This is a genomic window from Paenibacillus koleovorans NBRC 103111 (assembly GCF_004000845.1).
Lineage (GTDB): Bacteria > Bacillota > Bacilli > Paenibacillales > NBRC-103111 > Paenibacillus_AA > Paenibacillus_AA koleovorans.
This window is the reverse complement of the sequence record NZ_BIMA01000144.1, coordinates 1-15439: the sequence shown is the minus strand read 5'-3', so window position 1 is coordinate 15439 and position 15439 is coordinate 1. Positions and strand designations below refer to the sequence as shown.

The 15439-nt window shown below is 58.0% G+C and carries 13 protein-coding genes and 1 riboswitch; all 13 genes read left to right on the top strand.

Features of this window, described 5'->3' with window-relative positions:
- The first annotated feature begins 304 nt into the window (after positions 1-304).
- Positions 305-406: riboswitch (purine riboswitch) on the top strand.
- Positions 407-571: 165 nt separating this feature from the next.
- Entirely contained in the window at positions 572-1057 is a 486-nt protein-coding gene (gene purE, locus PKO02S_RS28735) for a 5-(carboxyamino)imidazole ribonucleotide mutase (RefSeq protein WP_127588455.1), read from the top strand.
- Positions 1054-2361, top strand: a complete 1308-nt coding sequence (gene purK, locus PKO02S_RS28730) for a 5-(carboxyamino)imidazole ribonucleotide synthase (protein WP_127588454.1) — start codon at positions 1054-1056, stop codon at positions 2359-2361. The genes purE and purK overlap by 4 nt, the downstream gene beginning before the upstream one ends.
- A gap of 646 nt (positions 2362-3007) precedes the next feature.
- Positions 3008-4303 (top strand): adenylosuccinate lyase, encoded by a 1296-nt coding sequence (gene purB / locus PKO02S_RS28725; protein WP_127588453.1) that lies wholly within the window; start codon positions 3008-3010, stop codon positions 4301-4303.
- 51 nt (positions 4304-4354) lie between these two features.
- Positions 4355-5266, top strand: a complete 912-nt coding sequence (locus PKO02S_RS28720) for a phosphoribosylaminoimidazolesuccinocarboxamide synthase (RefSeq protein WP_127588452.1) — start codon at positions 4355-4357, stop codon at positions 5264-5266.
- Entirely contained in the window at positions 5266-5511 is a 246-nt protein-coding gene (purS, locus tag PKO02S_RS28715) for a phosphoribosylformylglycinamidine synthase subunit PurS (protein WP_127588451.1), read from the top strand. The genes PKO02S_RS28720 and purS overlap by 1 nt, the downstream gene beginning before the upstream one ends.
- 28 nt (positions 5512-5539) lie before the next feature.
- Positions 5540-6235 (top strand): phosphoribosylformylglycinamidine synthase subunit PurQ, encoded by a 696-nt coding sequence (purQ, locus tag PKO02S_RS28710; RefSeq protein ID WP_127588450.1) that lies wholly within the window; start codon positions 5540-5542, stop codon positions 6233-6235.
- Positions 6210-8456 carry a phosphoribosylformylglycinamidine synthase subunit PurL gene (gene purL / locus PKO02S_RS28705; RefSeq protein WP_127588449.1) on the top strand — a complete coding sequence of 749 codons (2247 nt, stop codon included), beginning with the start codon at positions 6210-6212 and terminating at the stop codon, positions 8454-8456. The genes purQ and purL overlap by 26 nt, the downstream gene beginning before the upstream one ends.
- Positions 8441-9919: an amidophosphoribosyltransferase gene (purF, locus tag PKO02S_RS28700; protein ID WP_127588448.1), complete on the top strand. Its 1479-nt coding sequence runs from the start codon at positions 8441-8443 to the stop codon at positions 9917-9919. The genes purL and purF overlap by 16 nt, the downstream gene beginning before the upstream one ends.
- 34 nt (positions 9920-9953) lie before the next feature.
- Entirely contained in the window at positions 9954-10997 is a 1044-nt protein-coding gene (gene purM, locus PKO02S_RS28695; RefSeq protein ID WP_127588447.1) for a phosphoribosylformylglycinamidine cyclo-ligase, read from the top strand.
- Positions 10994-11626 (top strand): phosphoribosylglycinamide formyltransferase, encoded by a 633-nt coding sequence (purN, locus tag PKO02S_RS28690; protein WP_127588446.1) that lies wholly within the window; start codon positions 10994-10996, stop codon positions 11624-11626. Before purM ends, purN begins: the two co-directional genes overlap by 4 nt.
- A 250-nt stretch (positions 11627-11876) precedes the next feature.
- Entirely contained in the window at positions 11877-13049 is a 1173-nt protein-coding gene (locus tag PKO02S_RS28685) for a phosphoribosylaminoimidazolecarboxamide formyltransferase (protein WP_246067549.1), read from the top strand.
- Between the two features lie 40 nt (positions 13050-13089).
- Entirely contained in the window at positions 13090-13821 is a 732-nt protein-coding gene (locus PKO02S_RS28680) for an IMP cyclohydrolase (protein WP_127588444.1), read from the top strand.
- 33 nt (positions 13822-13854) lie between these two features.
- Positions 13855-15114, top strand: coding sequence for a phosphoribosylamine--glycine ligase (purD, locus tag PKO02S_RS28675; RefSeq protein ID WP_127588443.1), 1260 nt, complete (start codon positions 13855-13857; stop codon positions 15112-15114).
- The last annotated feature ends 325 nt before the right edge of the window (positions 15115-15439 follow it).

Sequence of the window (15439 nt, the reverse complement as noted above, 5' to 3'; positions counted from 1 at the left end):
TAGCATGCAGACGAGAAGCCCGTACAGCAATGTACGGGTTTTTTGGTATTTTCTACGTTATTTCTCCGCGTGCGGCATTCGACAAAGATAACATGCTGCTGTCGCCGGCTAAATACTTTACATAGCTAACCTTTTTCAGGGAAAAGTAAGACAATATGCCGATAAACCGAAGCTGTCAAGCTGAAAAAGCCGAGTTCGATGAGAAAACGCGAACTTTTACGGAGAAGTGTCACAAAAATGTTCGCCTTTAAAGTTGACATGACGATGTGATGCTTGATAAACTAAAACGGTGGAAAGCATTCATGAATAATGACGAATTTTGTCTCGTATATCCTCGGGGATAAGGCCCGAAAGGTTCTACCCAAGGACCAGGAATCTTTGGACTACGAGCGAGCTGATAGAGAAGGAATGAGTCCGATCGGCGGAGAAGTCGGTGCGGCCTTCCTTTTTTTCGCCTTGTGGGGGCATTTTACGCCGATCACGGGCAGGAATTGTAGCTTGCGTCCATAGGTAGACCGCGGTCTGTCGGTGGACGTTTTTCCATTATATAGCTAGAGAGAGGGAGCGGCATATGGCGGTGCAAGTGGGAGTAATTATGGGAAGCACTTCCGATTGGGAAACGATGAAGTTTGCTTGCGATATCCTGGAGGAGCTCGGCATCGCGTATGAGAAGAAGGTCGTCTCGGCGCATCGCACGCCGGACCTGATGTTCGAATACGCGGAGACGGCCATCGAGCGCGGACTCCGCGTGATCATTGCAGGTGCGGGCGGCGCGGCGCATTTGCCGGGCATGGTCGCTTCCAAGACGGTGCTGCCGGTTATCGGCGTACCGGTGAAGTCATCGAGTCTGAACGGACTGGACTCGCTGCTCTCGATCGTGCAGATGCCGGGCGGTGTACCGGTAGCGACTGTAGCGATCGGCAACGCAGGGGCGACGAACGCCGGCCTGCTGGCGGCGCAAATTCTCGGGACAAGCAATCCCGAGATCCAGGAGCGGCTGCGTCAGCGCAAAGAGAGCACCCGGCTGAAGGTGTTGGAAAGCAGTGACACGCTATGAGCGGAAACGGCAATAGCGGACAAAACAAGGGTCGGACGGCCGAGACGGCAATGAGTGTGGACGGTATGCATGCAGGCGGCGATGTCCGGTTACACGGAAGCGGAGACGTTGGCTCTTACCGAGCGGGCGTGGACGGAACGCATGCAAGTGGCGATGTCCGGACACTGCTGCCTGGCAGCACGATAGGCGTGCTGGGCGGGGGCCAGCTGGGACGGATGCTGGCCCTGGCGGGACGAAACATGGGCTACCGTTTCGTCACGCTCGATCCGACGCCGGACGCGCCATGCGGACAGGTGGCCGAGCAGATTGTAGCCGCCTACGACGATGCGGAGGCGGCCCGGCGGTTGGCCGAGAAGTCGGACGTGATCACGTACGAGTTCGAGAATGTCGATGCGGGCGTGGCGCGGATGCTCATGGCCGAGTCGTATGTGCCGCAAGGCAGCCAACTGCTGCACACGACGCAGCACCGGCTGCGCGAGAAGCGCGCGATCGAAGCCGCCGGCGTGAAGGTGGCGCCCTATCGCGAGATTCGCAGCGCGGAGGAGCTGCGGGAGGCCGCAGGGGCGTTCGGCACGCCCTGCGTGCTGAAGACGGCCACCGGAGGCTACGACGGCAAAGGCCAGTGGGTGATCCGCTCGCTGGACGAGGCGGAGGACGCCTATCGGACTCTGAGTCAAGCGCGCACCGAGCTGGTGCTCGAGCAGTTCGTCAACTTCGAGAAGGAAATCTCGGTCATCGTGGCTCGAAGTCCACGGGGCGAGACGAGAGCTTTCCCGCCGGCGGAGAATATCCACGTGCACAATATCCTGCACTTGTCGATCGTTCCGGTGCGGAAAACTTCGGCTGAAGTTTTGAAGCAGGCGGAAGAGATGGCGGTGCGCATCGCCGATTCGCTTGGTGTAATTGGGCTATTGGCAGTAGAGATGTTTCTCACCGCGGACGGCGAGCTGTTCGTGAACGAGCTGGCGCCACGGCCTCACAACTCCGGTCACTACACGATGGAGGCTTGCACGACTTCGCAGTTCGAGCAGCATGTCCGCGCGATCTGCAACTTGCCGCTAGGTCCCGTCGACCTGTTGACGCCGGTCGTGATGGTCAACCTGCTCGGCGAGCACATCCAGCCTCTGCTGGAATGGCTGCCGGAGCAAGCTGGCTTGCCAGAAGGCGTCACCGCTAAGCTGCACTTGTACGGCAAACACGAAGCGAAGGCGCGCCGGAAGATGGGCCACATCAACCTGCTGACGGCAGATGTGGAACAAGCTTTGTCTTGGGTGGAGCAATCCCTGATTTGGAAGCAAACTTAATGACATAAATAAAGAACAAGTTAGTGCAGAAAGTGTACCAGCTCTAGCCGAAGCTTGGCCAAGCGTGACGAGATATTGTAAAAACGGATTAACTCCTGCTGAAACCGGGAAAGCGTGGTCGAGATGGTGCAAAAAGTTGACTAACCCCGACCGGATTGGTGCAGAACGAGCCTAGTTGGTGCAAGAAATTGACTAACTGTAGCTGGGCTGGAGCAGAATGAGCGGAGTTAGTGCAGAAAGTGGACTAACTCTAACTGGACTGGTTCAGAACGAGCGGAGTTAGTGCAAGAAGTTGTCTAACTCCAGCCGGACTGGAGTAGAACGAGCTGAGTTAGTGAAAGAAGTTGACTAACTCCAGCCGGACTGGAGCAGAACGAGTTGAGTTGGAGCAGAAAGTTGACTATCTCTCGCCGAAACTGGCCAAGCGATGAATTTTAGTACGGAAAACGTACTAAATCCCGTTGAAACTGGCTAAGCGATGAAAGTTAGTACGCAAAACGTACTAACTCCCGCCAATAACGGCCAAGCGAGGCGAATAAGTCCGGAAAACGTACTTAGTCCTCGCCAGTGAGTTGCCTGATCATCGAGACATTCCCTTATTGAACATAAATCAACAAAAAACTTTTTCACACGGAGGAACGAAACGATGCTGCAGCGTTACAGCCGGCCGGAGATGGCCGCGATTTGGACGGAAGAGAATAAGTTTCAGGCATACCTCGAGGTTGAGATTCTTTCCTGCGAAGCTTGGTCGGAGCTGGGCGTAATCCCGAAGGAGGACGTGAAGCTGATTCGTGAGAAAGCCGGCTTCGACATCCCGCGGATCTATGAGATCGAAGAGGAAACCCGCCATGACGTCATCGCCTTCACCCGCGCGGTATCCGAGACGCTTGGGCCGGAGCGCAAGTGGGTGCACTACGGCTTGACTTCGACGGACGTCGTCGACACGGCGATGGGCTACCTGATGCTGCAAGCGAACAAGATCATCGAGAAAGATCTGAACAATTTCATCGCCATCCTTCGCGACAAAGCGATTCAATACAAGAGCACTCCAATGATGGGCCGTACGCATGGCGTCCATGCCGAGCCGACAACATTCGGCCTGAAGATGGCGCTGTGGCATGAAGAAATGAAGCGCAACCTGGAACGGTTCCAGCATGCGGCTAACGGTGTGCAGTTCGGCAAAATTTCCGGCGCCGTAGGGACTTACGCGAACATCGATCCGTTCATCGAGCAATATGTGTGTGGCAAGCTGGGCACGACGGCAGCTCCAATCTCGACCCAGACGCTGCAGCGCGACCGTCATGCCGAGTACATCGCCACGATCGCTCTGATCGCGACATCGTTGGACAAGTTCGCTACCGAAATCCGCGCGCTCCAAAAGAGCGAGTTCCGGGAGGTGGAAGAGCCGTTCGCGAAAGGGCAGAAGGGTTCCTCCGCCATGCCGCACAAGCGCAACCCAATTGGCTGCGAAAGCATCTCCGGCTTGTCCCGCGTCATTCGCGGCCATATGCTGTCGGCCTACGAGAACGTTCCGCTGTGGCATGAGCGCGACATCTCGCACTCCTCGGTCGAGCGGATCATTATTCCGGACTCGACGATTCTAATCAACTACATGCTGAACCGTCTGGGCAACATCATCAAGAACTTGACCGTGTTCCCGGAAAACATGCTGCGCAACATGAGAAGCACGTATGACGTTCCTTTCTCCGGCCGCGTCCTGACGAAGCTGATCGACAAGGGCTTCAGCCGCGAGCAAGCATACGACACGGTGCAGCCGAAGGCGATGCAGGCTTGGGAAGAGCAGCGCTCTTTCCGCCAAATCGTCGAGAACGACTCCATCATCACCGAGCAGCTGACGCCGGAAGAAATCGCCGAATGCTTCGACCCGAGCTGGCACCTGAAGCATGTGGACACGATCTTCCAAAAGCTCGAGCTGATTTAACTCAAGGACATTCGCACCATTTTCAAATAAAGATAGGGAGGACGGGGTAGCATGAGTGCCACTGAAACGCAAGCGATCTCCACGGCTGTCGATTACATCAAGGCGCCGCTGCTGTACAAAGGCAAGGTTCGCGAAATTTACGACCTTGGTGAGCATTTCCTGATCGTCGTCACCGATCGCATCTCCGCTTTCGACTATGTGCTCTCGCCAGCGGTGCCGGATAAGGGCAACGTGCTGAACCAGATCAGCAAGTTCTGGTTCGAGGAGACGGCGGCGATCCAGCCGAATCACGTCGTGCACACAGATGTCGAGAAGCTCGAAGCGGCTGGACTGCTCCACGAAGGCGCGGCTGACGTGCTGAAGAACCGGTTCATGGTAACGAAGAAAGCCCAGCGAATCGACATCGAGTGCGTCGTACGCGGCTATATTACCGGAGGCGGCTGGAGACAATACCAGAAAACGGGGCAGATCAACGGCATCGACCTCCCCCAAGGGCTTCGCAAAAACGAGCGGTTTCCCGAGCCTCTGTTCACCCCGGCGGCCAAAAACGATGTGGGCCATGACGAGGACATCTCTTTTGCCCGCATGGAAGAGTTGGTTGGTGCGGATCTCTCAGCAGAGCTGCGCGACAAGAGCATCCGCCTGTACGAATACGCACACGAATATTGCGCCAAACACGGCATCATCCTCGCCGATACGAAGTTCGAGTTCGGCCTAGTGGACGGTCAGGTTATCCTGATCGACGAAGTGTTCACCCCCGATTCCTCGCGTTTCTGGGCGCAAGAGAAGTACGCTTACGATATTGAGATCGACGGCATGGACAAAGAACCGGTGAGAACGTATTTGTCTCAGTCGGATTGGGATAAGAACAGCGAACCGGCTCCATTGCCGGCGCATGTGGTTGAGGAAACGACGAAGCGGTACCGCGACATTTTGAACCGATTGACGGGAGGACGAAACTAATGATGAAAGCAACCGTGTATGTGACGATTAAGGAAAACGTATTGGATCCGCAAGGCAACGCCGTTCAGGGCGCGCTGCACTCGATGGGCTTCTCGGAAGTAGGCAAAGTTCGGATCGGCAAATATATGGAGCTGGCGCTCGACACGACGGACCGCAATGAAGCGGAAACCCGCGTAAAGGCTATGTGCGAGAAGCTGCTCGCGAACACCGTTATCGAAGACTACCGTTACGATCTGCACGAATAACCAGTACGGCACTAGGGAGGGTATGGACATGAATTTTGCAGTGCTCGTGTTTCCGGGTTCGAACTGCGATATCGATTGCTTCAAGGCGGTAGAGACGACGATCGGCCAGCCGGTCGACTACGTATGGCATACAACGACGGATTTGTCCAAATATGATGCGATTCTTGTACCGGGTGGTTTCTCCTACGGCGATTACTTGCGCTGCGGTGCGATCTCCCGTTTTGCTCCAGTGATGAATGAAGTGGTGAAGGCGGCTCAGCAAGGCAAGTTCGTGCTCGGCATCTGCAACGGGTTCCAAATCCTGCTCGAGTCCGGCCTGCTGCCAGGCGCTATGCTGCGCAACCAAACGCTAAAGTTCCGCTGCCATTCGACTCAGCTTCGTGTGGAAAATGCGAACACGCCGTTCACGACGCAATATGCGGCGGGCGAAGAGATCAACATTCCGATTGCGCATGGCGAAGGCAACTATTACTGCGACGAGAGCACGCTGGCGGAGCTGAAGGCGAACAACCAGATCGTGTTCCGCTACGCATCGGAGAACCCGAACGGGTCCGTGGACGACATCGCGGGCATTTGCAACAAAGAGGGCAACGTGCTCGGCATGATGCCTCACCCGGAGCGCGCGGTGCATCAATTGCTCGGCTCGGAAGACGGCAAGCGGATGTTCACATCGATCTTGAACGCATGGAGGGAGAAACATGGCACAGCAGTTATCGGCGGCTAAGGAGCCAACGGCACAGCAAATCAGGGAGCAGAAAGTATACAAGCAAATGGGCGTGACGGATGCCGAGTACGAGCTGATCTGCGGGTTTCTCGGGCGCGATCCGAACTATGTGGAAATCGGCGTATTCAGCGTTATGTGGTCCGAGCATTGCTCTTATAAAAATTCGAAGCCGGTGCTTCGCAAGTTCCCGGTTACCGGACCTCGCGTTCTGATGGGTCCCGGCGAAGGCGCAGGTATCGTAGATATCGGCGATCAACAAGCGGTCGTATTCAAAATTGAATCGCATAACCATCCTTCAGCAATCGAGCCTTACCAAGGCGCGGCTACGGGTGTGGGCGGCATTATCCGCGATATTTTCTCGATGGGCGCTCGACCGGTTGCATCGCTCAATTCCTTGCGTTTCGGTTCGCTGAAAAATGATCGCGTAAAATATTTGTTCGAGCACGTTGTAGCGGGGATTGCAGGTTATGGCAACTGTATCGGCATCCCGACGGTCGGCGGCGAAATCATGTTCGACGAGAGCTATGAAGGCAATCCGCTCGTTAACGCGATGTGTGTAGGTTTGATCGATCATGAGAAAATTCAACGCGGTGTCGCCAAGGGCGTAGGCAACCCAGTGTTCTACGTGGGTCCTGCTACGGGCCGCGACGGTATTCACGGGGCGACTTTCGCTTCCGAGGAGCTGACGGCGGAATCCGAAGCGAAACGTCCGGCGGTGCAAGTGGGCGATCCGTTCATGGAGAAGCTGGTGCTCGAAGCTACTCTCGAATTGATCAACTCCGGCATCGTGGTCGGCATTCAAGATATGGGCGCGGCCGGCTTGACCTGCTCCAGCTCCGAGATGGCGAGCAAGGCGGGCAACGGCATGGAGCTGTACCTCGACGAGGTGCCGCAGCGTGAAACCGGCATGACACCTTACGAAATGATGTTATCCGAGTCGCAAGAGCGGATGCTGTTCGTAGTGTTGCCGGAGCATGAAGCGCAAGCGAAAGCGATTTTTGACCGGTGGGGCCTGATTTGTGCCAAGGTCGGTAAAGTAACGGACGACGGCAACCTGAAGCTGTTCCACAAGGGCGAAATGGTCGGTTCGATGCCGGTCAAAGCTTTGGTTGACGAGTGCCCGGTGTACAACAAGCCTTCCAAAGTGCCGGCTTATTATGTAGAGAGCGCTTCGATCGACACGTCCCGCTATGCGGAAGTGACGGATCTGAATGCGGCTCTGAAGACCGTACTGAGCGCGCCGACTGTAGCGAGCAAGGAATGGGTATACAACCAATATGATTACATGGTTCGGACGGAAACTTACGTGCAGCCGGGCTCCGACGCCGCGGTTGTAGGTGTTCCTGGAACTCGCAAGGCGCTGGCGATGACTACGGATTGCAACGGACGTTTTGTTTATCTGGATCCGGAAGTAGGCGGCAAGATCGCGGTCAGCGAAGCGGCGCGGAACATCGTGTGCTCCGGCGCCGAGCCTCTGGCGATTACAGACAACCTGAACTTCGGGAATCCGGAAAAGCCGGAAATTTTTTGGCAAATTGAGAAGTCGGTCGACGGGATGGCGGAAGCTTGCCGCCGTCTGGATACGCCGGTTATCGGCGGCAATGTCAGCTTGTACAACGAGAACGCGAAGGGTGCGATTTACCCGACGCCGGTTGTCGGCATGGTCGGTCTGGTGCATGACCACGACCACATTACGACGCAAGGGTTCAAGGCCGATGGAGACGTGATCTTCCTGCTCGGCGAGACGAAGCTGGAGCTGGGCGGCAGCGAGTTCCAGAAGTCGGTGCACGGCGTAACGGAAGGCCGTCCTCCGGGTATCGATCTCGATGTCGAGAAGACGCTGTTGGGTGCGGTATTGAAGTCGATTCAATCCGGTCTGGTCGCATCGGCGCATGACGTGTCCGACGGTGGTCTGGCTGTAGCGTTGGCCGAGAGCTGCATCAGCGGTAGAAGAGGAGCGTCTGTCGACTTCGCAACATCGCTTCGTGCGGACCACGCGCTGTTCAGCGAGAGCCAATCGCGCATTCTGCTGAGCGCCAAGCCTGAGAAGGCCGCTGCGCTGCGCGAGGCGCTCGTGGGTGCCGGCGTGCCGGTTGCCGAGCTGGGCCGCGTAGGCGGTTCGACTTTGGACATCCGCGTCAATGGCCGTGCAGTCGTCGGATCCCCTGTAGGGGAGCTCGAGAAAGTCTGGAAGGATGCGATCCCATGCTTCATGCAGTGAAGACACCTAGCGGGTTGTGGACGGGATCTTATTATAACGAGGGTATAACGCACGAAAATCATTTTGATAAATTGCGTGAGGAGTGCGGCGTCTTCGGCGTGTACGGTCATGACGAAGCGTCCCACTTATGCTACTACGGCTTGCACGCGCTCCAGCACCGCGGTCAGGAGAGTGCAGGCATCTGCACCTCCGACGGGTCGAAGTTCCACTACCAGCGGAACATGGGGCTCGTGAAGGAAGTGTTCAACAACGATAGCTTGAACGCGTTGAAGGGCGGTACGGCGATCGCTCACGTCCGTTATTCGACGTCCGGGGAGAGCAAACTCGCGAACGCGCAGCCGCTCGTGTTCAAGTACCGCGAGGGCGATCTGGCGATCGCCACGAACGGGAACTTGGTTAACGCTCCGGAAATTCGGAGGCGGCTGGAACGGCAAGGCTCGATCTTCCAGACGTCCAGCGACACGGAAGTCGTAGCGCATCTGATCGCCCGCTCGCAGCATGACGACATCGTCTCGGCGGTGAAGGAAGCGCTGGAGCAGGTGAACGGGGCGTACGCGTTCCTGTTCATCACGAACGACAAGTTCATCGCGGCCCGCGATCCGCACGGCCTTCGTCCGTTCGTAATGGGGCGTCTCGGCGATTCGTACCTGTTCGCGTCCGAAACTTGCGCCTTCGACGCCGTCGGCGGCACTTACGTGCGCGACGTCGAGCCGGGAGAACTGCTCGTGCTCGATCGCGACGGCATGCATGAAGGTCGATTCGCCGAGGCGAAGCGCAAGGCGATCTGCTCGATGGAGTACATTTACTTCTCGCGGCCGGACAGCGATGTGGATGAGATCAACGTCCACGCTGCACGCAAGCGGATGGGCCGTCAGCTCGCGATGGAGGCTTTCGTCGACGCGGATGTCGTAACCGGCGTGCCGGATTCGAGCATTTCGGCGGCGATCGGCTATGCCGAGCAGACGGGCATCCCTTATGAGCTCGGGCTGATCAAGAACCGCTACACCGGCCGGACGTTCATCCAACCGAGCCAGGAGCTGCGCGAGCAAGGCGTGAAGATGAAGCTGAGCGCCGTGCGTAAGGTGGTCGAAGGCCAGCGCGTCGTCATGATCGACGATTCTATCGTGCGCGGCACCACTTCGCTACGCATCGTCAACCTGCTGCGTGAAGCCGGCGCCAAGGAAGTACATGTGCGCATCTCCTCGCCGCCGTTCCAGAATCCTTGCTTCTACGGCATCGATACGCCTAGCCGCAAGGAGCTGATCGCTTCGCAGCTGAGCGTGGAAGAGATCCGCAAGGCGATCAACGCCGACTCGCTGCATTTCTTGAGCAAACAAGGGCTGATTGACAGCATCGGCCGTCCCGGCAACGAGTTCAACGGCGGACATTGCACCGCTTGCTTCGACAACGAGTACCCGACGCCGATCGAAGATGTGACCAAGATCGGCTGCGGCTGCGATTGATCTCTTTTTACCATTTCGCCACTAGGAGGGCATTATGTCTGACGCATATAAGCAAGCGGGAGTAGATATCGCCGCCGGCAATGAAGCGGTCGTCCGCATGAAGAAGCATGTCCAGAAGACGTTCCGTCCGGAAGTGCTGACCGAGCTGGGGGGCTTCGGCGCGCTGTTCGGCCTGAATAAGGACAAGTATGAGGAGCCGGTGCTCGTCTCCGGTACTGACGGGGTAGGGACGAAGCTGAAGCTCGCTTTTGCGATGGACAAGCATGACACGATCGGCATCGACGCGGTCGCCATGTGCGTGAACGACGTCGTGGTGCAAGGCGCGGAGCCGCTGTTCTTCCTCGACTACCTCGCATGCGACAAGGTCATCCCGGAGAAAATCGAAGCGATCGTGAAGGGCATCGCCGACGGCTGTCTGCAAGCCGGCTGCTCCCTGATCGGCGGCGAAACGGCGGAAATGCCGGGCATGTACGGCAAAGGCGAATACGACATCGCCGGCTTCACGGTCGGGATCGTCGACAAGAAGAACATCATCGACGGCCGTTCCATCGTTCCTGGCGATGCGGTCATCGGCTTGGCCTCCAGCGGCGTGCACAGCAACGGCTTCTCGCTCGTGCGCAAGCTGCTGCTAGAAGACAAGGGCTATAGCCTGCAAGAGACGGTAGAGGGACTTGGCGGAGAGAAGCTCGGCGACGTGCTGCTCGCGCCTACGCGCATCTACGTGAAGCAAGTGCTGGCGATGCTGGAGAAGGTTCAGATCAAGGGCATGGCGCATATCACGGGCGGCGGCTTCCTGGAGAACATCCCGCGTGTACTGCCTGCTAATGTAAACGTCGAAATCGAGTACGGTTCTTGGCCGATACTGCCGATCTTCTCGCTGTTGCAAGAAGCGGGTTCGGTCAGCAACAACGACATGTTCCGCACGTTCAACATGGGCATCGGCATGGTCATTGTCGTACCGGCGGACCAGGCGGAAGAAGCGCTTCGCGCCGCCGAGGCGCAAGGCGAGAAGGCGTATCGGATCGGCACGGTTACGCCTGGCGAGCAAGTCGTCACCTTCAACGGAGCGGTAGTATGAGCAGGGCTGCTGCGAAGTCCCTGCGCATAGCGGTCTTCGCCTCGGGCAGCGGCTCGAATTTTCAGGCGCTGGTCGAGGCCGCGCAGGCAGGGAAGCTCGGTGGATCCATCGAGCTTCTTGTGTGCGACCGGCCGAAGGCGAAGGTCGTCGAGCGCGCCGCCGCGGCGGGCGTCGACGCCTTCGTGTTCCGGCCGAAGGAGTATGCCTCCCGCGAAGCGTACGAAGCCGAGATCGTGCGGCATTTGCGGGAGCGGGAGATTGATTTGATCGTGATGGCGGGGTATATGCGCATCATCACGCCGACGTTGGTCGAGCCTTTCTATGGCCGAATCGTGAACATTCATCCGTCGCTGCTGCCGGCTTTCCCGGGCTTGAACGCGATCGGACAAGCGCTGGAGCACGGCGTGAAGCTGACGGGCATCACGGTTCACTTCGTGGACGGCGGCATGGACACCGGGCCGATCATCGCGCAGCGTCCGGTTGAGATCGCCGATGGTGATTCTGTAGATACGTTGGCCGACAAAGTGCATCCTATCGAGCATGAGCTGTATCCGGAGGTTGTGGCTGCGATCTGCGAGGGTCGAGTAACGCTGGACGGCCGGCATGTGCGAGTTGCAGGGAAAGAGTAAGGTTGGATTCTTTTTAGTCCGAAAAAGTTTGATTACAGCGAGTTAAGCCCAGGGAATCCGCGTTCTAGTCCGACTTTGCCCACTTGCAGCGCTTGTTTTGGAAGGTGGATACGAGAACGGGCTCTCTAAGTGGGGAAAATCGGACTACGGATCGAATTGTGGGACGTGTGCGTACTCTAGCCAGGATAATTCGGACTGCAGTACAGCAACTAAGTACCATCATTAACAATTAAGGACGTGAATGACTGTCATGACGCAAGAACTGACTCTTCGCTATGGGATGAACCCGCATCAGAAGCAAGCCAAGATTTATTCCGAGCACGGCGACCTGCCTTTAAAAGTGGTAAACGGCGACCCCGGCTTCATCAACCTGCTCGACGCGCTGAACAGCTTCCAGCTCGTGCGCGAGCTTCGTCAAGCTACCGGCTTGCCTGCGGCAGCGAGCTTCAAGCACGTGAGCCCGGCCGGAGCGGCCGTCTATGCGCCGCTGACGCCTGAGCTGGCCAAAGCCTACTTCGTGGAGGGCTTGGAGCTGTCGCCGCTCGCGACTGCTTACGCTCGTGCCCGCGGGGCGGACCGGATGTCTTCGTTCGGCGATTGCGCCGCGCTGAGCGACATCGTGGACGCTTCCACGGCGCAGCTGCTAAAGCGCGAGGTGTCCGACCTCGTCGTAGCGCCTGGTTACACACCGGAAGCGCTTGAGATTCTCAAGCAGAAGAAGAAGGGCGGCTACCTGATCCTTCAGATCGATCCGGACTACGTACCGGAAGCGATCGAGCGCCGCAATCTGTTCGGCATGACGATGCAGCAAGAGCGCAACAACGGCGTGCTTGACGCTTCCTCGTTCGAGAAGATCGTCACGAACAACAAGGACTTGACCGAAGAAGCGAGACGCGACCTGCTCGTAGCGCTTATCACGCTCAAATATACGCAATCCAACTCGATCTGCTACGCCCTCGACGGCCAAACGATCGGCATCGGAGCCGGCCAGCAATCCCGCATCCACTGCACGCGCCTCGCGGGTGACAAAGCCGATCGCTGGTACCTCCGTCAGCATCCGACCGCGCTCAGCATGAAGTTCCGCGCCGGACTCGCTCGTCCGGAGCAGAACAATGCGATCGACCTGTGGCTCGAGGACGAGCTTACGCCGATCGAGGAAGAGAGCTGGAAGGCTTGCTTCGAGGAAGTGCCGGCTCGCCTGACGCGCGAAGAGAAACGCGCTTGGCTGAACGGCCTGACCGGCGTCTCGTTCGGCTCCGACGCGTTCCTGCCGTTCCGCGACAACATCGACCGCGCCAGCCGCAGCGGCGTGAAGTACGTCATCCAGGCCGGCAGCTCGCTGCGCGACGAGGAAGTCGTACAAGCCGCCAACGATTACAACATGGTTATGGTGTACTCGGGCGTACGGTTGTTCCACCACTAGACTACTAGATCTCGAATCGAGGAAGGGAGCTCTACTACACATGGCAACACAATGGAGCGCAGCCGCGCAACCGAATATCGAGCGTCTCGAGGGCAACCGCTACCCGGGCCGCGGCATCATCATCGGCTTGACGCCGGACGCCACTCGACTCGTGCAAGTGTACTGGATCATGGGCCGCAGCGAGAACAGCCGCAACCGCGTGTTCATCGCCGAGGAGAACGGCTTCCTGCGCACGGAAGCGAAGGACCCGGCCAAGCTGTCCGATCCGTCGCTGATCATCTACTATCCGCTGAGACATACGGCAACAGGCGCCCACATCGTGACGAATGGGGACCAGACCGACACGATTTATGAAGCTTTGAATGGCGGAGGCACGTTCGAGCAAGCGTTGGCTACCCGCACGTACGAGCCGGACGCTCCGAACTACACGCCGCGCATCTCCGGCATCGTCGACTTGAAGGACCCGCAATTCGCCTACAAGCTGTCGATTCTGAAGACGAACCAAGGCGACCCTGCTCAAACGGTGCGCAACTTCTACACGTATGAGAAGGCGATCGCGGGTTACGGGCACTTGATCCACACCTACTCGGCTGATGGCGATCCGCTCCCGTCTTTCACAGGCGAGCCTACGCTCGTGACGCTGCAGGACGACATAGGCGCTACGGCCAAGTTTTACTGGGAGAAGCTCGACGAGGCGAACCGCATTTCGCTGCTGGTGAAATCGATTCGACTGAGCGACGGCCATACGGAATTGACGGTTATCAATAAATAATTTCATTTTGCGATGAAAACGGAGGTTGTCCCTGTGAATGTACTTGTAGTGGGTAGCGGTGGAAGAGAGCACGCCATCATCTGGGCGCTGAAGCGGAGCCCGCTTCTGTCCCGCGTATATTGCGCGCCGGGCAACGCCGGAATCGCCTCGATTGCGGAGTGCGTACCGTTCCAGGTGAATCAGTTCGAGGAGCTGACGCAGTTCGCGATTGATCAGGCGGTCGACCTGGTCGTCATCGGACCGGAAGATCCGCTGTGCGCGGGCATCGTGGATCATATCGAAGCGCGGGGGCTCAAGGTGTTCGGGCCGAACGGCAAAGCCGCGATCATCGAGGGCAGCAAGGTGTTCACGAAGCAGCTGCTCCGCGATTACAGCATCCCGACTGCCGCCTACGAATCGTTCGATCGATACGAGGACGCTCTCGCCTACTTGCAAGGGCATGCCACCCCGATCGTCATCAAGGCGGACGGACTCGCGGCCGGCAAAGGTGTCATCATTGCCCAAACCGTAGCCGAGGCAGAAGAAGCGTTGAAGCAGATCATGGTGGACAAAGTGTTCGGCGACAACGGCCAGCAAGTCGTCATCGAGGAGTTCTTGTCCGGCCAGGAAATGTCGATTCTCTCCTTCGTCGATGGGGAAACGGTGCGGCCAATGATGCCGTCGCAGGACCACAAGCAAATTTTCGACGGCGACAAAGGGCCGAACACGGGCGGCATGGGCACATACAGCCCGGTGCCGCATATCCCGCAGGCGATGATCGACGAGGCGATCGAGACGATCATCAAACCGACGGCCGCGGCGATGGTGAAGGAAGGCCGGCCGTTCCGCGGCGTCCTGTTCGCCGGGCTGATGATGACCGCGAACGGGCCGAAGACGATCGAGTTCAACGCGCGCTTCGGCGATCCGGAGACGCAGGTCGTACTGTCGCTGCTGGACTCCGACCTGCTCGAGGTGTTCCTCGCGGTAGTAGAAGGCCGCTTGGCGGAGTGCGAGCTGCGCTGGAGCTCCGACGCCGCGGTGTGCGTCGTCATGGCTTCGCCGGGCTACCCGGGCAGCTATCCGAAGGCGTTGCCGATTCAAGGGCTGGATGAAGTGCAGCAGGCGGTCGTGTTCCACGCTGGTTCGGCGCTGAAGGACGGGCAAGTTGTCACAAACGGCGGCCGTGTGTTAGGCGTGACGGCGCGCGGAGCGAACATTGCGGAAGCGCGGAAGCTTGCTTACGCCGATGTAGAGCGTATCCGTTTCGAAGGCGCGCAGTACCGCACCGACATTGCGGCTAAGGCGCTCGTGTAAATATTGCTCGGGAAATAATGGATTGTGTCGAAACGAGTATGGCCCCCCTGCGAAAGGGGGTTTTGTGAGCAGATAAGAAAGTTTAAGTTCTTCACCGTATTGAAGCGTCAGAGGTTTCCTGACTTACTGGGGGAGTCGAACTGCAGAGTATGGCTACTGGACGATCGGCCGACTGGGTTTGCATCTACCGCTCCTTCACCCCTCGCTCCCTGCTTGTCCGCACGACACTCCCGCCTCGGCCAGTAACTATTCGTACGGGAGGGAGAGACCATCTCCGCTTGCTACTCTGCTCTGAACATTCGCCCCCCTTTCAGCAGCCGTGGCG